General features: G+C 42.1%; 27 protein-coding genes. 21 read left to right on the forward strand and 6 right to left on the reverse strand.

The genetic code is table 11. The features are described from left to right. The 6 genes from J6I68_RS00455 to J6I68_RS00480 form a co-directional block, all read left to right on the forward strand. A partial coding sequence (locus tag J6I68_RS00455; protein WP_292216304.1) for a hypothetical protein occupies positions 1–207 on the forward strand: 207 nt, incomplete at its 5' end. A 198-nt stretch (positions 208–405) separates the two neighbouring features. Further along, positions 406–1,491, forward strand: coding sequence for a hypothetical protein (locus tag J6I68_RS00460; RefSeq protein ID WP_292216305.1), 1,086 nt, complete (start codon positions 406–408; stop codon positions 1,489–1,491). Continuing rightward, complete coding sequence (locus J6I68_RS00465) at positions 1,488–1,733, forward strand: hypothetical protein (RefSeq protein ID WP_292216306.1); 246 nt, start codon at positions 1,488–1,490, stop codon at positions 1,731–1,733. Before J6I68_RS00460 ends, J6I68_RS00465 begins: the two co-directional genes overlap by 4 nt. 76 nt (positions 1,734–1,809) lie before the next feature. Then, positions 1,810–2,088 (forward strand): hypothetical protein, encoded by a 279-nt coding sequence (locus J6I68_RS00470; RefSeq protein WP_292216307.1) that lies wholly within the window; start codon positions 1,810–1,812, stop codon positions 2,086–2,088. Positions 2,089–2,096: 8 nt separating this feature from the next. Beyond that, a complete protein-coding gene (locus tag J6I68_RS00475; RefSeq protein WP_292216308.1) occupies positions 2,097–3,269 on the forward strand; it encodes a hypothetical protein in 1,173 nt (390 codons plus the stop codon). A gap of 68 nt (positions 3,270–3,337) precedes the next feature. Continuing rightward, complete coding sequence (locus J6I68_RS00480; protein WP_292216309.1) at positions 3,338–4,150, forward strand: DUF5688 family protein; 813 nt, start codon at positions 3,338–3,340, stop codon at positions 4,148–4,150. A 92-nt stretch (positions 4,151–4,242) separates the two neighbouring features. Here J6I68_RS00480 and J6I68_RS00485 read toward each other — a convergent pair whose 3' ends face one another. Beyond that, positions 4,243–5,484 carry a hypothetical protein gene (locus tag J6I68_RS00485; RefSeq protein ID WP_292216310.1) on the reverse strand — a complete coding sequence of 414 codons (1,242 nt, stop codon included), beginning with the start codon at positions 5,482–5,484 and terminating at the stop codon, positions 4,243–4,245. Positions 5,485–5,604: 120 nt separating this feature from the next. On the opposite strand from J6I68_RS00485, the gene J6I68_RS00490 reads away from it, so the two are divergent. The 15 genes from J6I68_RS00490 to J6I68_RS00560 all read left to right on the forward strand — a co-directional run bounded on the left by J6I68_RS00490 (position 5,605) and on the right by J6I68_RS00560 (position 15,448). Then, a complete protein-coding gene (locus tag J6I68_RS00490) occupies positions 5,605–5,826 on the forward strand; it encodes a hypothetical protein (protein ID WP_292216311.1) in 222 nt (73 codons plus the stop codon). A 79-nt stretch (positions 5,827–5,905) separates the two neighbouring features. Continuing rightward, a complete protein-coding gene (locus J6I68_RS00495) occupies positions 5,906–6,082 on the forward strand; it encodes a hypothetical protein (RefSeq protein ID WP_292216312.1) in 177 nt (58 codons plus the stop codon). Between the two features lie 92 nt (positions 6,083–6,174). Beyond that, on the forward strand, positions 6,175–6,327 hold the full coding sequence (locus tag J6I68_RS00500) for a hypothetical protein (protein WP_292216313.1): 153 nt from the start codon (positions 6,175–6,177) through the stop codon (positions 6,325–6,327). Between the two features lie 74 nt (positions 6,328–6,401). Continuing rightward, complete coding sequence (locus J6I68_RS00505; protein ID WP_292216315.1) at positions 6,402–6,827, forward strand: CAP domain-containing protein; 426 nt, start codon at positions 6,402–6,404, stop codon at positions 6,825–6,827. Between the two features lie 10 nt (positions 6,828–6,837). Continuing rightward, complete coding sequence (locus tag J6I68_RS00510; RefSeq protein WP_292216316.1) at positions 6,838–7,347, forward strand: hypothetical protein; 510 nt, start codon at positions 6,838–6,840, stop codon at positions 7,345–7,347. 122 nt (positions 7,348–7,469) lie between these two features. Further along, positions 7,470–8,774: a YodL domain-containing protein gene (locus J6I68_RS00515; protein WP_292216317.1), complete on the forward strand. Its 1,305-nt coding sequence runs from the start codon at positions 7,470–7,472 to the stop codon at positions 8,772–8,774. 91 nt (positions 8,775–8,865) lie between these two features. Next, positions 8,866–9,081: a hypothetical protein gene (locus tag J6I68_RS00520; protein ID WP_292216319.1), complete on the forward strand. Its 216-nt coding sequence runs from the start codon at positions 8,866–8,868 to the stop codon at positions 9,079–9,081. Positions 9,082–9,105: 24 nt separating this feature from the next. Next, positions 9,106–9,753, forward strand: coding sequence for a hypothetical protein (locus tag J6I68_RS00525; protein WP_292216321.1), 648 nt, complete (start codon positions 9,106–9,108; stop codon positions 9,751–9,753). 41 nt (positions 9,754–9,794) lie between these two features. Continuing rightward, positions 9,795–10,166: a hypothetical protein gene (locus tag J6I68_RS00530; RefSeq protein ID WP_292216322.1), complete on the forward strand. Its 372-nt coding sequence runs from the start codon at positions 9,795–9,797 to the stop codon at positions 10,164–10,166. A gap of 99 nt (positions 10,167–10,265) precedes the next feature. Continuing rightward, positions 10,266–11,417, forward strand: coding sequence for an RNA-guided endonuclease InsQ/TnpB family protein (locus J6I68_RS00535; RefSeq protein WP_292216324.1), 1,152 nt, complete (start codon positions 10,266–10,268; stop codon positions 11,415–11,417). A gap of 12 nt (positions 11,418–11,429) precedes the next feature. Continuing rightward, positions 11,430–11,618, forward strand: a complete 189-nt coding sequence (locus J6I68_RS00540; RefSeq protein ID WP_292216326.1) for a Lar family restriction alleviation protein — start codon at positions 11,430–11,432, stop codon at positions 11,616–11,618. A gap of 220 nt (positions 11,619–11,838) precedes the next feature. Beyond that, the gene (locus J6I68_RS00545; RefSeq protein ID WP_292216327.1) at positions 11,839–12,012 is read left to right on the forward strand and encodes a hypothetical protein; all 174 of its coding nucleotides are present in this window, start codon (positions 11,839–11,841) and stop codon (positions 12,010–12,012) included. A 121-nt stretch (positions 12,013–12,133) separates the two neighbouring features. Beyond that, entirely contained in the window at positions 12,134–13,165 is a 1,032-nt protein-coding gene (locus J6I68_RS00550; protein ID WP_292216328.1) for a ComEC/Rec2 family competence protein, read from the forward strand. Between the two features lie 175 nt (positions 13,166–13,340). Beyond that, complete coding sequence (locus tag J6I68_RS00555) at positions 13,341–14,138, forward strand: hypothetical protein (protein WP_292216329.1); 798 nt, start codon at positions 13,341–13,343, stop codon at positions 14,136–14,138. Between the two features lie 170 nt (positions 14,139–14,308). Then, positions 14,309–15,448: a transposase gene (locus J6I68_RS00560; RefSeq protein WP_292216331.1), complete on the forward strand. Its 1,140-nt coding sequence runs from the start codon at positions 14,309–14,311 to the stop codon at positions 15,446–15,448. A 140-nt stretch (positions 15,449–15,588) separates the two neighbouring features. Here the strand turns inward: J6I68_RS00560 and J6I68_RS00565 are convergent, their stop codons facing one another. The 5 genes from J6I68_RS00565 to J6I68_RS00585 all read right to left on the reverse strand — a co-directional run. Next, positions 15,589–16,542 (reverse strand): hypothetical protein, encoded by a 954-nt coding sequence (locus tag J6I68_RS00565; RefSeq protein WP_292216332.1) that lies wholly within the window; start codon positions 16,540–16,542, stop codon positions 15,589–15,591. A gap of 18 nt (positions 16,543–16,560) precedes the next feature. Next, positions 16,561–17,343, reverse strand: a complete 783-nt coding sequence (locus J6I68_RS00570) for a hypothetical protein (RefSeq protein ID WP_292216333.1) — start codon at positions 17,341–17,343, stop codon at positions 16,561–16,563. A gap of 11 nt (positions 17,344–17,354) precedes the next feature. Beyond that, positions 17,355–18,536 carry a ParM/StbA family protein gene (locus J6I68_RS00575; RefSeq protein ID WP_292216334.1) on the reverse strand — a complete coding sequence of 394 codons (1,182 nt, stop codon included), beginning with the start codon at positions 18,534–18,536 and terminating at the stop codon, positions 17,355–17,357. A 12-nt stretch (positions 18,537–18,548) separates the two neighbouring features. Beyond that, on the reverse strand, positions 18,549–19,010 hold the full coding sequence (lepB, locus tag J6I68_RS00580; RefSeq protein ID WP_292216335.1) for a signal peptidase I: 462 nt from the start codon (positions 19,008–19,010) through the stop codon (positions 18,549–18,551). Then, positions 19,007–19,223: hypothetical protein (locus tag J6I68_RS00585; protein ID WP_292216336.1), on the reverse strand; the 217-nt coding region annotated here is incomplete at its 5' end. The genes J6I68_RS00585 and lepB, both read right to left, overlap by 4 nt.

Raw genomic sequence — 19,223 nt, forward strand, 5'->3', positions numbered from 1 at the left:
ATGGACCCTGTATATACTCATAAGGGTGGAGACATGACATCAGTGAAGGAGAACTTCGTAAAAGAGTACCTTGAGCCCAACTATAAAGAAAGACCAGAAGAAGACATCTTTGCAAAGAGACTTCGGGCGATAAAGGCAAACGAAAAAGAGACCGTTTCTCCAAGACCTGGAGAAAAAGTATCTGTCCCGTCAAATAATGAAAGATGATGCTGTGGGCGCTCCTAAAAACGGGGCGCCTTTTATCTTCTGTATAAGATAAATTTAAGCAAATTTTTGCTGTACAGAAAATTTACATGCACCCAAAATATCCTATACTATATATAGAGAAGAGTATATGCAGACCACGCTATATGTGGAGAAAGGAATTTATTCTGGACAAACAGACATAAGACAACAGGTAGGGCTATGGGACTTAAATTTTTATTTGGCAAAAACACTAAAAAGACTAACAAAGAGATGTATTTGGATGAGAGACTCGAAAAAGGTCTGATCACTTACGAGGAAGCAGCGGATAATTTTGCAGAGCAGATCCTAAAGGGCTGTGTACTCTACCAGGCAAAGAGAAAAGAGCTGTTTATCGAGAGAAAAAGAGCGCAGGCAGAGAGTTTTGCCGATGATATATATATGAGGAGGGCGGATGCCCTCGATGCGGCCATCTCGGAGTATTTCAAGATGAAGATTGGCTATATTAACAACAACATAGTTATGAAGAAGAAAATCAATATCCTCACTGCAACAAACATTATCGGCGCGGCTGAGATGGAACATCGCCTTGAGTACCTTATGGAAAGATACGGCAGTGGATTTAACAAGGATGACATTGCAGAGAGATGCTTAAAGGCATCTATTGCCAAGAAGGTAATGGAAGGCGACGACGCTTCCTACATGGGAATGTACAGGGACACAAAGATTGACACTCCCACAAAGAGTAGCATTCTTGCATTTATTAACATTTGCGAGGTGATAAATAATAATACTGACTCAAAAAAGCCAGTCTATAATGAAAATGGCTTCTTTTACGATGCAAATGGCAATCTCCTCGAAGAGGATCTTATTACAAACTGGCCCCGCCCAGATATGGAGCTTTTTGGCAGACTCAAACTAAAAGACGGCAGACAGCTCTATGAGAGATATGCAGACGCCACACAGCAGGAAAAGGAAAAATATCTTTCTTACTGCATAGATGATGCAATCAAAGACGCCCTGGTGTATAGTGAATGCACAAAGGAAATTGACGAGGCATCCGATAACAGCATTTACGCCGCCCTTGTAAGGGAGCAGATGATCTCGGATGTATCAATCCTAAATGATGGCATCAAGAGAAACCTCGGCGAAGAGGCGCGTGACGCGTTTGAGGGACGCTGTATCGAGATGGCGGGCGAGGAGTATAAAGAGTCTGTAAGAGCCATTTTTAGCAACGCCTCGATCTGGAACAAATATCTGCCAGATACACAGAGAATGTTTGACGACAAAGGAAGGATTATAGGATGAGTTATAGACCACAGAATAAGACAAATGATTCACTAAACAACTGGTTTTCCAATATCGCTGATTTTATCAATATCAGCCCAAACCTGCTAAAGGCATCCTCCCTGGATAGCTTTAAGGTATGGTTTGAGAAACTGGAGAAGATTGACAGAAGAAGCCTTTATCTGTTCCTTAAAAAGCATAAGGACGAGATCCCTAAAGAGTACCTTGACTCTGTAAGAAACCGTTTCCAGAAGGAAATATAAGATAACGGGCTTATGGCCCGCTATTTTTTATTCAAGATGCAATCAGCCATATTTAGTATATAAGGAGAGATCGGATATGTTCAGAATGATAATTGAAAGTGATCATGAAAAACTAAAAAGAGAGGGCAGATATGACCCTTCAAAATTTGACCTAGAGCTAAGAAAAATCTGCCTTGAGACACACTTTGAAGAGACTTCACCTAGTCATTATGTACTTGGCAGTGAATATGATGAGATTGGAAGGATGATGGTGCTTAACGCAAGACTTGAAACTGCGGGGTGCGTTCTCTCTAATCTTAAAACTTGGATCACATTCAGCGACGATGAAGGCGAAGTAAACTGGCTCAATGATTAAGGAAAAATATGGCGGCAACAAGGAAACAATTTGTATTTGATTTAAAGACTGACAAGGACTCACCGCTTTACAATTACTACAAGACATTTCCGGAAGCGTACAGAGACATCAGACGCTATATGGAAGCGCACGGCTGTCCACACAGGCAAGGTTCATCTTATGTGTCTAATAACGTTATGAACACTAAAGATGTGACGAAGCTTATGGATGGTCTTTGCAAGAGCCTTCCGTGGCTTGCCGAGTGTTCTAATGCATTTGATGTTGCGGACATTGGAAAGCAGCATGGACTTCTTGGAGACATCCAGGAAATGTGTAACGTATACTCGGAAGAAAAAGAAAAGTGGCAAGAGAATTTTAAAGGCAGCGTAATGGAAGAAAAACAGTTACTTGATATAAATGATTATAAAGACGCTCCGCTTTTTGGAGCTCTTATCGAACTTAACGAAAGATTAAAAGAAGAAGGCATAAGCGGCATCGAGCTTAACGTTGTTGGCGGTTTTGCCATGATGACTCATGACCTGAGAAGTAAGGACGGTATTACCGATGTTGACTATATCGGGCCAGACCTTCCAAAAAGGGTATCAGAGATAGCAGACGAGATAGGCTTTAAGTACAATCTGGGCCGTCACTGGATAAACAACGATGTCTTGATGGCGGGCGCAACCCTAGAAGATCTTGAGTTTACTACAGGTAAGCTTCACTTTCAGGAAGCGTTCGAGCTTGAGACCATGAAAATAAACATCCTTGATACGCAGGACCTTCTGAAAATGAAACTCATCGCCATAGATACAAGCCTTTCAGCAGTAGAGCTTGGTGATGGCGATTTTACAAGGGCGAAGGATTTCAAAGATATAGAGGTGCTTAAAGGGGCTCTTGGTGCCGATAACAGGATATTAAAAGCGCAGTTTGGGGAATACCTTATGAGTGACTTTACCATTCCTGCCGTAAAAGCCTATGAAATGGGTGGAATTGAGAAGGTCAGAACAGATATCCTTCCAAAGGTTGCGGCCCAGAATAGGGACTTTTACTTAAATCTTGGGAACACGTCTTATAAAAGAGACGATTTCATAGAGGGCATCTTAAAGAGGGCAGGCATCGACGATAGAAAAGGAGATCCTAATAAGGCGCCTCCGAAGCGAAATGAAAAAGCAGATAATATACCGGGCGGAGATGACAGGTAAATGTCATCTCCCTTTGTTTATCCCATATTTTCAGTGTAACCAATTAACATTGAAATGGAGGACAAACAATGATGAACGAGATTAAAAATTATGCAGCAGAGGTAGTTGAGGCACTTAAGGAGATCACAGAGGGTTATATCTTTAAGATCAAAGAGGTAGAAAAGAGTGGCACAACTCTTTGTGGTATTCTGTGTCGCATGGAGGGAAGCAATGTCGCTCCTACTATCTATGTGGACGGAGACTACGAAGACGGAACTCTTCCTGAGTTTGCAGCAGAAAGATACCGCAAGGTTCTTGAAGAAAGCGCAGAACAGGCAAAGAGCATTGAGGCCGTCACAGACTCATTTTCAAACTTTGCGGGTCTTAAGGACAAACTTAAGATTACGCTTCTTCCCGTGAACAGCTACTCAGACAGCCTGTGTCACAAAATGGTGGCAGATCTTAATGAAGTGGTTTATGTCATAGTGGGTACGCCGCAGGGAGCAGGAAAGATTGCTGTAAAGCCCGAGCACTTGAGAGTCTGGGATATTACAGAGGATGAGCTTTTTGAAGCAGCCGAAGCAAACCACGAAAAGGTTTGTATAAAGTCATTTTACGGCTTTTTGCAGGTTGCGAGCAACGAGGAAATGGTTGATGGGGCATCTGTCATCCTTGAGCCCGAGTTTAACGAAAAGGCTATGGAACTCTTCCCCGACGGGTATTACATCCTGCCTTCATCAAGGCACGAAGTAATCCTCGTTGACAGAACTGCCGACGTTAACATGCTCAAGGCTATGGTAAGAGAAGTTAACGAAACGACAGTTATCCCCGAAGAGCGGCTCTCTGATAACGTTTACGAGCTTCTTGACGGAAAGCTTGTTACCGTTGACATGGCTGCATGATAGCATTGTAAAAAAAGAGGGTGGAAATTCCACTCTCTTTTCTTATGGGCAAAAATGTAATATATAGTGTTAAAACAGATATTATTCCACCGTTATTCAACGATATATTCGCTCTCGGGAAGGCTCTTTCTGAGCACGGCTCTCTTATTATTCTTCATGAGAAAGAAATCCGAGTTGAACTTCTCTGCGCAAAAATCTGAAAACAGCCTTTGGGGGCTCTTTTTAAGGGCAACAATCCTGTGAGTTAAGTCATTGTCTGCGTATGTAGCCCGTCGCATGAAGACAGCGCCATCTTTATAAGCAAACTGGAACCCGTCCGCATAGAAATCATCTTCATTTCTTATATAGGATTTGATCTCAACCTTGAGTTCACCTTTGAGTCTGATGACATATTCGCAGATACTTCTGTACACGTTGTCAAATTTACCGTCTTTAAAAAACTGTTCGATACTTTCACTAAACCGGGTGTCGTCAAATTCATGTTCTCCCTTATCAGTGTGCTCAAAGACCGTGATTACGGGCGCATTTGACATCCAAGCATAGAGGAGCTGCAACTTGTCATCCGGCATTATTTTTCCCTCGGCATCATAAATCTTGGCAGGAGAGACGAAACTCTTTTTAAGCCTCATCATAACAGGGCCCACGTCGATCCTTCTGTCGCAGTTCTTTTCAGCTCCGCCGATCAGGGCTTTTACATACTCCTTGGAAACTGTAATATTCGATATCCTGCCACGGACAGAATCGGTATAATGATCTGAAATTGATCTGTACAGAGATTGTATTTCTGTATATTTTGATGGGTCAACGTCAAATTCCTTGCCATCCGAGAGAATGGACGACACACTGGAGTCACCAAGGATGTTGCCACAGACTCTCTTTAAAGTAACAATATTTCCTTCTTTCTTTGTACAGAGAAATGATGTCCCGTTGTCAAATACAAACAGCTCGCCTTCTCTAAGGGCTTTGAGCATATTCTGGAGAGCTTCTGGATAAGGATAGCCCATACCCGTCTTTTCTTTTTTTAGTTTTGCCGCAAAATTTCTCAAAAGAGCTGTCTCACCTCGTTCAGCAGGCACTCTTGTCTGTACTTCGCTCTTTTTCATGTCCTTGTCATACTCGTTAACGAGAGTATATTTTGTATGAAAGTCCACTTCAATAAGCCCACCATTATCAAGTGGGATGAGATAAACATGCTTCTTATCGGGATCATCACCCTCTATAAGAGCTCTTACCTTTGGCTCTGCCTCAGATATGAGCTTGTAAAAATTAAATCTCTCATTTGAGCTAAAGTAGCTCCTTACTATGTTGTCTGTAATTTTCTGCCATTCAGACATTTTTAGTCCTCCTTAACCATTCTAATTAAAATATGGGATAGCAGATCTCAAATTTTCATAAAACCCTGTGTTTCTCCTATTTTTTATATAACAGTAGCTAATGGAATGGAGGACAAGGATATGACAGAGATAGAGAGAATATATGGCAGATACATCGCACAGGGCAAATCCCTTGTAAGAGGAAGAAAGTACGAGATCGGCAAGTGGTATCCTGGCTACAAGTTCGTAGTCATGTGCGATAATGCGCCAATTCTTGCAGTTAAGTGCGATGGCTCGGCAGAGGTCATAAGGCCCGCCGGAGAAAAGGTACTTAAACAGCTCCAGAAAGTAAATATTGCTTAAAGATAAGGGTCGTTTTTACGGCCCTTTCTTTATCCCATATTTTGTATGTAACTAACAATTAGAAATGGAGGGACAAACTATGGGAATTGAATTTTATCAGACAATCATGGGAAAGCGTTTCTTCGAGGGACAGCTTCCTGCTTTGATCGAGGCATGTAACCGCCTTGCTGATGCAGTTGAAAAGGCAAATGCTCTTTCAAGTGCAAATGGAGAGGAGGTGATCGCATCTAAGGCAACTGCCAACAGATGCGAATAAGCCCAAAGGTTAACCAAACAGATAAGACATACCTGTGTAGGGGCAAAAGCACTCCACACAAGAAAATGCATCTTATTTAGGAGGGAGAAGAAATGCAGGAAGTAACTTATGTAAACGAAGACGATGAGGTTAAAAATCCTTGTTGGAACTGCAAGTACGACTGTCCCCGTCTTTGTGACTGCGAAGTCTGCGAAGAGGATGAGGACGATTTCGACGAAGACGATCTTAACGATGATGATTTCTGACAGAGGTATCTGACCAGAACAAGCAACTACCCTTTCTAAGGGGCAACTTTTAGCCCCTTGGAGGTGGGGCACGTATGCGTAAATTCTTTTCAATTCTTGCAATAATCTTTATGTTCAATATGCTGAGCGTTAGCGCTTCAGCCGCAACAGAGGAGGAGACACTGCTTGCACTTATAAATAGTGCAAGGGCCGAGAATGGCCTTGGTGCTTTAAGCCTTGATAAAGAGCTCACAAGAGCAGCAAGTATAAGGGCAACAGAGTGTGCCGTTTTATTTAGCCACACAAGACCAGATGGCACAGACTTTTATACCGTATCGAGTGCTGCATACGGTGAAAACCTTTCAAAGGCAAACAGTTACAACACATTGGAAGAAGTATTTGCGGCGTGGATGGCTTCTCCATCACACAGAGCTAATATTCTGTACGGCGCATCAACAAAGACAGGCTTCGGTATATTTAAGTCTGGAGATGTGTATTATGTAACAGAAGAGTTCAACTAAGGAGGCACATATGAAGGACAGCTTGTACTATAGCATATACGACATAGAGGGAAAGAAAGTCGTATGCATACACGGTTTTTTCGACTCCCAGTACAGAGAGATCCAGTATAAAGGGGCATATATCCCTCTGGATGAGTTCCCGTGGATAGGAAGGAAAGTCCTTAATGAGTTTCTTCTAACCCTTGAGACCATTCAGAAGCCTCTTGGCGGGGAGAAGGCTATTGACATTGCGGAACATTATTATGCAGGCAAAAAAGCCGCCAAACTCCCCTTTAGAGAGGTGGACGTAAATACGCCATGCGGAGATTATGTCGATGACGAAAGAGATGCCAAAGAGGGTGATATGTTCTACATAACGGGTAACATCCGTCTTGGAGAACATGTTGCAAAAAGAGGTACGACAGGAACAGTTTTGATGTCAAAGCCTTATAATGGCAGACTCCTTTGTCAGCTCGATGAACTGGATGGTGAAAGAAATATAACTGTCTACTGCGACAGGGATATGATACAAATTGCATAGTTTAAAGAGGGTCCTTCGGGACCCTTTTTGTTGTTTATAACAATTTTAGATTATCCATATGATAATTACCGGTTATCAGCCCGACGCTCTCCCATGTTTTAAGTAAGAAGGAGGGTTTATATATGTACAGTGTAATCAAAGCAAGGGATTTTTCCCTTATTATGGACAAAAAGATATATGGAGAAGAGGGAGAGATTACTCCTTATCTTACAGCGCTTGTTGCAAAAAATAAGGGGCTGGATGACGATGAATTTACAAGCTATAAGGTGCTTGAGGTAATAGAGAGTGACGAAAACCAGTTAACACTTGGAAGAATACCGGAATTTGGTGATTATATCTCTCTTAGAAATTCCTGTACAGAGATTGTACAGGCGGAAGAGGATATGACTCCGTACAGACTAAATGCTGCAAAAGAACTTGAAGAAAAATTCGATGCACTTCACAGAAATGCTCCTTATCATATTCACGGAATATTCTTTGAAGAGCTCGGAGGAGACAAATCCATTCCTAAAATATTGGAAGAGAAGGATTTTGAAGCACCGGAATGGGTTAAGTCTTTAGAAGATGCGGAAATATGGATGCTAGAAACCCACCCTGACTACTACATGGGATGCACTATCGCACAGCGCTGTAACTGTGGAGATTTTTTGGCAACTGCAATGCCCTGTGCAGAATACGACAAGAAGGACTATGAAACCTGGGAAGGGAGAAGAAACTATGCGCAAAGAAAGCTTAATGAACTTGGAGATAAACTCGTGGGAAGTGGTAGCCACATTTATAAGCTTGGCCCGGTAGAGCATGACCAGACAGGAAAGGTATTAGGTGGGGATATGGATAAAGAAATTATGCACGATAAGCACATAGAGGATAATATACCCGGCAAACATATGCCTGAAAAGGAACTTGAAAAAGGAGAAGTTGACAGGGATTACTTTATCATCTGGCAGAGGGACGACATGCATTCCTTTGTTGATCTGTCCTATCTTAAGGAACGCGGTATTGAGCCTCAGAGAGGGGATTATACTCCCGTGTATGTTGGAGAGAAGATGGCAAGCCTTGATGATATCTATTCAAAATTCCAAAACGATGCACAGACTCCTTCTGATTACGAGGCAAGAGCTGTATCAGTGGGGGATATTATCACCAGAAATGATAATGGCAGGGACAGAAGCTATTATGTGGAGCCTGTTGGGTTTAAAGAAGTAAAAGATTTTACAAAGGATATGTACCTTGTAAACGGGATAATACATGATAAGCAGAGAATGAGCCCCGCCGAGATCGAGGCATTTGAAAACCGTTATGATATTGACCTGGATGGAAGCCATACGATCGGTTCGGAGCAAAAGGCCGTAGATGTTCTTGACAGAGATCAGAACGGTAATGGGTATGCGGACAGATACGACGATGATGACGAACCTGTAAGATAATAACCTTGCAGTAGCTTAAAATTGAAATTTAAAAACACACAAAAAATATATAAAATCTTAATATTTTGTGCTTTAATATAGGGGAAGAGACATGAAACAGATTAGTGAAATAATTGAAAAATTGCAGAGTACCGCCCTTACACCAGAGCAGGCGGCACTTGTAAAACAGCTTGCAAATATGTCAGGCTCTTATGCAAAGAACATTAAAGACGAGATATATTTTCTTCTTGAGCAGGAAGCTTCTGGGGACATCATAAAGGTGGATGACGTGAAAGCAATCATCGCCAGGGCGGGAAGCGAACTATAATCAAAAAGAAATGAGGAATACACAATGAAATACAGGGTAAGCGACAGGGGGCTGATCCTGCTTGTTGAAAAGGGAGAGGGCTTGTTTGATTTATTAAACAGGCTCGCTTACTCAACGATCAGCGAACATGATAAGAATGAGCTTACGGGAATGCTTTTTAAGGCGCTCACCGCCGCAGGAGTGCTTGAGTTTAATGCGGTCTTTCTTAAGACATTTAAAACGGCAAAAGGGAATATGATCGCAATTATCCCTTATGAGAGGGATTATATTACCGGAGAGCAGACGGCAGATTATCTGCTCGGAGAAGTCCAGATATATTTTGATGAATTTATTTTTATGAACGATAAGAAGATTCTGGATCTGTGTAAGCTCTATCTGAAATTAAAGCCGTATTTATCTGAACAAAATAAAAAAAAACTGACAGAAATAACTTTTGATAAGAAGTATGATGACAGAGAACATTATCTGTACAGGAGTTTTATCTATGAAATTCCCATGAAGGATATGAACAAGCTGATACCTTATGCAGAGTGTTTCTTCAGACGGGGAGATGTGGTTTATATAAAGACAAATCCCGGGGTTTTTCTGGACGATTTTTACGAAAGGGCGGATATAAAAGAAAAAGAATACAAGAAAATTGAGATTCCTGCGCTGTACAGAAATCTTATTTAAGAGATAAATAATCCATGTTTATACTATAAGGAGGTATAGGCATGGATTTTAATTATTTAAAGAAGATGACTCCGTATGAGTTCCTTAACTGGCTCAATCAGACGTTTCCTGTACATATACCGCAAAAGATTGTCACCATCGAAGATATGGATGCTGCCTCAAAGGAGCTTCTTTCCCTTATTTCTGAGTATTCTTATATCACGGAGCTTGCATCGTGGTTTAAGGTGGCTACAAGGGACGCAAAGCGCACTGAGACAAAAAACGATTATGAGGATATGGTAGACAAGAAAGAGGCTGTTGAGAAAAAAATGGAAGCATTAAAACAGACTTATGCGGGCATATCCAGAGCGATAACCATAAGAACAGAGAACAACGCAGAGCTTCGCATGACAAGCTCAAGGCACATAGCGTGAACACAGCTTATGACATAGAAAGAGGGGGTATTTGCAACGAGTGGTTGATAGATTGAATACAATCTAAAATTTTTGTGCAATAAATGGTTGATAAATCACATGAAAACAACGATATTACGTGCCACCAAAGGACGTATTTACACATCAAAAACCAAATATCAGCTCATGGATAAGACTCTCTATGCCTGTAACTACGTTTACAACCATATGCTTGAACGTAACCAAAAGGTTTATAAGCGCCGAGGAGAACACCTTTCCTATTACGAGATGCAGAATCTTTTGCCAGTGATGAAACAGTACAAACCGTGGCTAAAAGAAGCTGACTCACAGGCTCTTAAATACGCTTGCCGACAGGTTGACACAGCGTACAGAAAGTTCTTTAAGCATGAAGCGGCATTTCCACGGTATCATAGCAGGAAACAGAGATTGACATATACAACCACCAATACCGCAAACATCAAGGTACTGGATGGCGCTATTAAATTACCAATCATAGGAACTGTTAAAGTTCATGGTTTAAAACCATTGCCTGAAAACGCAAAACTCTGTTATGCAACTGTCAGCAAGGAAACTGATGGCAAATACTATATTTCTGTGACTTATAAACACGAAATTGAGGTAAATGAACCACTAATCAATGCAGACATGTTCATTGGCCTTGATTATAAATCTGATGGATTGTTCGTAAATTCAGACGGTAGCTGCCCTAAGATGCCACATTATCTTCGTGAGAGTCAAGCGAAGATGATTAAGGCACAAAAGAAGTTGTCTAAGAAATACGGAAACTTGAAAGGGCAGAAGAAATCTTCCGGATGGATAAAACAACACCGCAAGCTCACTAAGATCCAAAAGAAAATAGCCAATCAGCGAGAGGACTATCTTCACAAGTTGTCAAAACAGATGGCATCACAATATTCCGGCATAGCAGTAGAGGATATTAACATGCGTTCATTATCTAATAAGGGTTTCGGTAATGGAAAAGCTACTCTTGATAATGGCTTTGGTGAGTTCCGCAGGCAGCTTGAATATAAGCTGTCCGTACAGGGGAAGCCATTCGTTAAGGTAGACAGGTTCTTTGCTTCAAGTCAGATATGTAGCTGCTGCGGGTATCAGAACACTGAAATAAAGGATTTATCCATACGTAAGTGGGAATGCCCTAAATGCCACACACAGCATGACAGAGACTATAATGCAGCTATAAACATTAGGAACGAAGGGCTTAAAATGCTTGCTAAATCTAAAGCAGCGTAGGAGTAATTACATATGAACGATGATAAAACATTAAAACAATGCCCGTTCTGCGGCGGAGATGCAAAGTATGAACAGGATTTACGCTTTGAAAAAGCGGAAGAGAGTTTCCCTAAGTGGTTTGTAGTCTGCAAAAAGTGCGGAGCAAAGACGCCTGTTGCAACAATCCCACAAGTACGGGAGCGTTGGAATAAAAGAGTTTAATACGAAACAGACAAATAGCACACTACCCGCAGGCTGCGGGGAAGATACGCCAGTGGACACTGATGGGAAAACTACTCACTTCTGAGCGTGACAATAACCGTGGTGGATGAAACTGGAATTGCATATTTGGAAGATGGTTTTCAACCAGTTAATGCACAAGCAAAAACAGCGTGTCAGAGGCGTTTCAACCAAAGAATGCAAATAGCCGAAAGAGGTTAAAATGGGACTTAAGACAACTTTATTTGCGATCCTTATGGTCATTGTTATAGGATGGCGCAACAGAAAGATAGCAGATCTTGAAGGTAAGACCCCTACCTACAGGGTATCGGATCTAAAGAAACTGTACACCGACTCGTTCAAGGGCATAAAAAACATCTTTAGCAACAACAAGTAAGATGTTACTATTAAAGGGCTGCTATGCAGCTCTTTTTGCTATGGATATTATGTGTATTTTTTGTTTTGCCTCCGTTTATCCATATTCTTAATGGTAAACAAATCGGAAAAGGAGGATAAAAGTGAGAAGGAAGAAAAATAGAGCTTTAAAGTTCGTTGGTTTAATTGTTATGGTGGCAATACTTTTTGTAGTATTGCAGACCCTTGGCATCGAAAAACAAAAACAGAAAGATAGCCAGAAAGAAGAAAAACAGGCAACAAGTTTTCTCTCCCTTCCGGAGGCAGATCCGGAAGAAGAGATGGGTGGCACTGAATATGTCACCACGGAGGATAATCCCTGCGATACGGTCTATGTTGAATATATAGACGTGGGACAGGGCGATTCTACGCTTATCTATGATGAGAGCACTGATTACAGCATTCTCATCGACACAGGGCTATATGAGGCTTATGACAACGTACAGGCAACACTTGCTGAATATGGAATCGACACACTGGATGTGCTTGTTCTTACGCATCCGGATACGGACCATATACAGTCAGCGGTTGATGTATTAAGGGATTACAATGTTCCGGTTGTCTACATGTCAAGAGCGCAAAATCCAGAGGCAAAAACCTTCGAGTATCTCACGGGGTATTTAAAAGAACAGTATTCCGCAGGTATCACGTACCCAGACGCAGGCGAGTTCATCTCCCTCGGTGGTGGAAGTGCAACTCTGACCTTCCTTGGCCCAGTAGAGTACAGGGATATGACTGACACAAACGGCAATTCTCTCGTCACAAGACTTGATAATGGAGAAGATAGCTTCCTGTTTATGGGAGATGCAACGGGGGACGAGGTAGATGACATCTTATCGACAGGCACGGATATGGCAGTAGATGTGCTGAAAGCAGCCCATCACGGCTCAGCCAATGACGGATGTAACAGCATGGCGCTTTTTAAGGCTGCCGATCCAGAATTTTTAGTTGTATCGTGTGCTTATGAAAATGACTACGGACACCCGCATATTGAAACGATGGAGCTCGCAAAGAGCCAGAATATACTTCTGTACAGAACAGATTTACAGGGTAGCGTTTCGTGCAAGAGCACAGGGAGGGGCGTTGTATGGTCTACAGAGCCTACGAGCGTATATACTAACGGAAATGGCTTTTAATACTGGGGAAAAGGGGCTTTCGGGCCTCTTTTTTTTGGCTCAAACGATGGTCAATTATTATCATGGGGCCGCCAATAATTCATATTTTAATTGTAACTACTTAAGCGTAATGGAGGAATGGTCATGTTGCCAGATCCTCCTTTTTTAATGGGATGTCGAATAGGAGGACAACAAAATGGCAAAAAGAGCAAAATACGGAATGGCAAAAGAGGACAATTATAGTTGGTATGCAATGCTTGATCAGTACGTTGAATACAAGAAGAACAACGGGGGAAGAAACCCGAGATCTTCTGGTGGAGACGCAAAAGAAGAGCGCCTTTACTACTGGATGTACAATCAGACAAGACTTATCAAGATAGGGCATATGTCAAAGAGCCACATCACTGCCCTTGTAAATGCAGGAGTTGATATCCCCAACAAGGGAAATCTCAACGATACATATACAAGGAAAGTAAGGGCATTTGCGAAGAAGCGTCCGGAAAAGGGAACATCACTCTATACCTGGACTATGATAGAGCAGAAGAAGTACAACCTTGGTACACTTAGGAAGGAATATCTGGCTATCTGGGAGGAGCATATAGAAATGATCGCTCTTGAGCGCTTTGGAGTAGCAAACCAAAAATGGATTGAAAACTATGAGAAAGCGGATAACGCCTGGATCATAAAACAAAACTCTAAATACGAAGAGGGAAAGCTTTATCCATGGCAGATAAGACTTCTCAGAGAAAAAGACCTTATCACAGATGATCCTGCCAAAGAGTTTGCTATACCCACACACCACTCGACAGCTTTCCTTAAAAACTGCGAGGAATACAGAAAATTCCTGGAGCTTCACGACAGGAAACCCAAGCAGCAGTATTGGGAGGAAAGAAGCCTGTATTTCTGGTCAAGAGGCGAGATTAAAGCCATGAGAAAGGGAAGTAGAAGTGCTGAAGAAATAGCTATCCTCAATGGACTCGGAATCCACGCATGACTAAAAGAAAGCACCTGCGTTTTGCAGGTGCTTTTTCATAAATAAAATCCTTTCGGTTGTTATAGGCGGAAACCCACTGCCCTTGGACGGTGGGAGGAACCTTATAAATGATTGACTTTCACTAAAGATTGTTATATCATATATTTAGTGAAATAACAATGAGGCGCATTATGGAACAGATGACAGTTACAGCTAAAGTTCAGATATCTGTTAATGCAGACAGTAAGGTTTTACTTGATGAAACCATGTCTGTTTATTCTGATGCCTGCAATTATGTATCTGACTATGTGTTTCGTACTCACGACTTAAAGCAGTTTTCACTTAACAAGGTTTTGTATTCCACGCTCCGAGAGAAGTTCGGGCTTAAATCACAGATGGCTCAGTCTGTATTTAAGACTGTTATTGCAAGATATAAGACCATTCTTGAAAATCAGAAGGAATGGAGTAAACCGTCTTTCAAAAAGCCTCAGTACGACCTTGTATGGAACAGGGATTATTCTCTTACGCAAAACTGTTTTTCAGTAAATACACTGAATGGTCGTGTTAAACTTCCATATTTTGCTGAAGGTATGTCTAAGTATTTTGACCATGATATCTACAAATTTGGAACTGCTAAACTTGTAAGCAAGCATGGTAAATACTTTTTGCATATCCCCGTTACTTATGATATCGAGGAAAGTAATATCTCCGATATCTGTAATGTAGTCGGCATAGACAGAGGTATTAACTTTGTCGTTGCCACTTATGATAGTAAGCATAAGTCTGACTTTGTAAGCGGAAAAGCTATCAAACAGAAACGTGCTCATTATTCAAAACTACGCAAAGAACTCCAAATGCGTCAGACTCCATCTGCAAGACGTAGACTGTTAGCTATCGGTCAGCGAGAAAACCGTTGGATGCAAGATGTAAACCATTGTGTATCAAAGGCACTCGTTGAATCTAACCCGAAGCATACGCTCTTTGTCCTTGAAGATTTGTCGGGCGTTCGCAATGCTACAGAGCGTGTCCGAACCAAAGACCGCTATGTTTCCGTATCATGGTCTTTCTATGACCTTGAGCAGAAACTTATCTACAAGGCTAAACAGAATCAGTCTTCCGTTATTAAGGTTGACCCTCGTTATACGAGCCAATGCTGTCCTGTCTGTGGACATATTGAAAAATCCAACCGTAACAAGAAGATGCATCTGTTCACCTGCAAGAACTGTGGCTATAAGTCTAATGATGACCGCATTGGAGCTATGAACCTGTACCGCATGGGAATCAACTATCTTGAAGATAGTCAGGTACCTGATACAGTTACGGCAGAGTAAATCTTTGTCGTAAGGGGTGTTGTCAACCACCCTATGATGCATCACCACGGAAGTTACACCGATAAAATGTAGGAGTTATTGCAACGAACTACAGGGGAGTCGCAAGCCACGTACCTTTAGGTGCGTGGTAGTTGACGCTCTTACAGCAGATCTCCCAGATCTTCAGAGCTCTCCGGAATATCTTTCGCTACAGGAGTGTTTGTTTCAAAAACTGAAAGCTTGTCGTCAACGATCTTTTCAACATCTTTCCTGTTAAGTCCGGAAGGTTTGTTTGCTGCCATCTTAATCTCTTCGATACTCTTTGCAGACTGTTTGCTGTCTTTCTTAATATCATTTAACTGTGTTGTCATTTCTGTCATCTTTTTATCATTTTTCTCCTTGTAAGTCTTAAGCTCATCCTGGATCTTTTCAAGCTCTTTGCTGGCCTCATCTGACCCGTCTGAACTCTTTTTGATTGTTTCAAGGCTGTCACTGATGTCTGAAATGCTCTTTTGAATCTTTTTATTCTGCTCGTCAACAGAAGCTTTTAAGTCATCAAAATCATCCCTGGCAAGCACCACGCCCTTAAGCTCCCGGCTTATGGCCTGTGCTGCCTCGGCAAAGATTTTTGAAAGGACATTTTCGATGGAAGGCTTTTCAGGGACATCTCCTTTTTCTTCTGGAGCATCAGGCAGAACCTCTTCAACATCGGTTACCTCCTGTATGTTCTCGTCAAGCTCCTCGGCCTCGTCTTCAAGACTTGTGTTGGTGATATAGTCCATGATCTCAGAGCCAAGACTTTCTTCGTTGAACTGTGCGAACTTGGTTGTGGGGGTAACGGTAAGTCCCATGTGCCCGATAAGGAGATAGAGTCTGAACCAGTCATCATAAAGGTTTATGTTGTTAGATCCAGGGAGAACGCCGTCTCTCTTATAGACTGTAACGCCCTTCTCGTATTCCGTGGCACCGCCTTCATTTTTGACTGCGCAGGAAAAAAAAATCGGCATATCATTTACAAGACAGATATCCGTGATCTTTTTTATCAAAGGCTTGATCTGCTTATCATAAACTTCTGTCTTATCAAACTCATCAGCCATGGTCACTTCTTTACTCATTATCTGGTCTCCTTCTTATCAAAAATCGCCATCCATCAGCCTATCCAAAGCATCAAACACCTTTGAATCCGCCTCTGTATTAAACATGGGTTTTTCTTCTTTGTTCTCGGATTTCTGTACAGCCACACCTGAAGCGTTAGCACTGGCATCCTGCACAGGGATATCATTTATCTGCGTCTGGGACAAAACCGCTGCCTGCTCTCTTATAAATTGCGTCTGAGCCTGCGTAAGATGCGATACGTCAGCAGGTGCGACAATGGGTGGCAGGTCCCTCCTTACAGGGCCAGACTCGGATGAAAAGGAAGGTATTGTTGGCATAACAGGAAGCGGAGGCATCCCAATATCAGATGTAAGGGTAATCTGCTCCTCACTTTTATCCTTATCTATCCTGCTAATAGGTATTACTCCAGAAAAGCCTTTTAAGTCCTTCTCTGAAAGATTGATGCTTTGCATGGGAGTAAGTAACTGTTCAGAACCATCGGCAAAAAATATGGTAAGATTTTGCTGTATAAGGGCGTTTCTGAGGACGGCCTTGCAGAACATATTTCTGCTTCTGAATTTAAGGTGTTTTAGCAGATATATAGTCCTTGCATCGCTGTTAGGGAAGTGCAGTCTTGTGCGCATTGTCTTCAAGATATTAAAATCTGCCTCTATGGGCTTATCTATCAGATAATGCAAAGGTTTACCGTTTGCATAGGCAACTACGGCGTCCCGCATCATGACAGATACGGGATAGCCTGCGGCAGCAAGGGCAATAAGATCTATGTCATAGTTTTTGTAATATCTCATCTCAACTTCCATGGATGATTACCTCACTTTGCGGATTCCTTGATAAGCTTGTTAAGTCTGTAATAGTAATAGCCTCTTGCATTTGAATACAGAAGGGGCAGGGTAGTGTCATTCTGGTTGGCAGGAATGATCTTTAAGGTAGAGACGTTCTTGAGCTTTTCAGAGATAGTCTTAAACCATGCGTCGCCCGTGCCGCCGGTTACGATAAGATAGTTGTAGTCGATGATCTTCTCGATACCGCCAATGGCCTTAAACATTCTTGCGATGGCTTCATCACAGATCTTGTCCGAAGCATCGTAAAGATAATTTCCAAAAGGGTATTCCTTGGACTCAAGGGTTTTTCTGTCGATAGAGCGGACAGTGCCAGTATCAAGATACTTCTGCATGGCAGGGACGGGAATGCTTATTCCGTATTTATCCTTGATAATAAGGGAGGTGTCATGGAATACACGCCTCATTCCCAGATTTTGTGCAGTTTCTCCTTTAACAACGGCCCCGTTGTTGATGATGAATATATCAAACGTGCCAAAGCCAGGGTCAAAGATGATCGCATTTGATGAAAGATACTTGTTCACATCTTCATGGAATGTTCCATCGTTTTTGATGCATACAGAAAACAGCGAACCCTTGGGCTGGCTCATAACATAGATGTCATCACTATTTACCTTAAACCTAAAGTCCTTCCAGGGCGCATCCCCAATCTTAAGGGAGAAGTTATATTCTTTTGCAAGCGCATCTCTGAGCACTGGGGCGTCTTCCTGTAAGTAGCTCTCTGGAAGACCAGTCTGAATAATGATCCTGTCTGTACTGGGATGTCCGAGAGAATTGTTATACATTGTTACGCCCAGACTGGAAGCTGCCACAACATTAAACATCGGGTCATCATATCTGTCACGCCCGTACATAGCTCTTTCAGATTCATCACTTATCGTACCTGCCATCTGGGTCTGCGCAAGCTCTCCAACAAGCCACATCTCTCCGTTATCATTGTTTCTGTACATGATGGAAGCGGCAGGGGCGCCTGAAAGATACTGGATCTCTTCATCAATCCTTACTGCATAAGAGGGAAATCTTGCAACCTTGTTGGGAGCAAAGAGTTTTACCCCAGAGTAACCAAGGTCAAGTCCAGCACTCCATACGCCTTTAAGCTTTCCGTTATCCCTCTCGATTATATCTGTGCCTGTTTTGAATTTCTTTGTATTCATTTAATATCCTCCTCAAAATATCTTTCGTTTTACTTTATACAGAATGTCTTTTTGGCTTACCGGGCCGTTGTCCCTGCTGTCTATGGAGTTATTTCTGTTATCCCCAAGAAGGACATATTCATCATCATGAAGGGTGGTCTCTTCCGATAGAAGACCCGGCTCATTTATTAGCTCAAAGTTATATTCAGAAATCTCTCCGTTTACATATAAAAGGCCGTCCCTAACGCCTACGGCATCTCCAGGCAGGGCAACAACTCTTTTTATCACCCTTTTCCCACCCATTACAGCTATGACAACATCGCCTCTTCTCGGGGCAACCCCGTCATATTCTTTTGTGATAACAAGGTTTTCATCGTAAAACGTCGGTTCCATCGAAGGGCCCGATACCGCAAAAGGATGAAAGAGAGAAAATATAAGACAATAGGCGATAAGCCCTGCGCCCACGCCAACGATAAGCGGCTTTAAGTTTTTCATGATCCAAGTACACTCCTGTTTCTGATGCCAAGTCTTATCTCATCCTCGGAATAAAGCAGGACCTCTACATGGATCTTATGCCGTGCGCCCTTGTACTCGAAGGTGTAGTTTGTATAGTCCGCCATAAAAGGACCATTGCTTACCGTCTCGATAAACTTAAGAACAAGCCCCTGGTAATCATCAAGGTTGAGCCTGTTAGGACAGTAAGGATGC

The organism is Butyrivibrio sp. (assembly GCF_017940685.1).
In the GTDB taxonomy this organism is placed as follows: Bacteria; Bacillota; Clostridia; order Lachnospirales; family Lachnospiraceae; genus Butyrivibrio.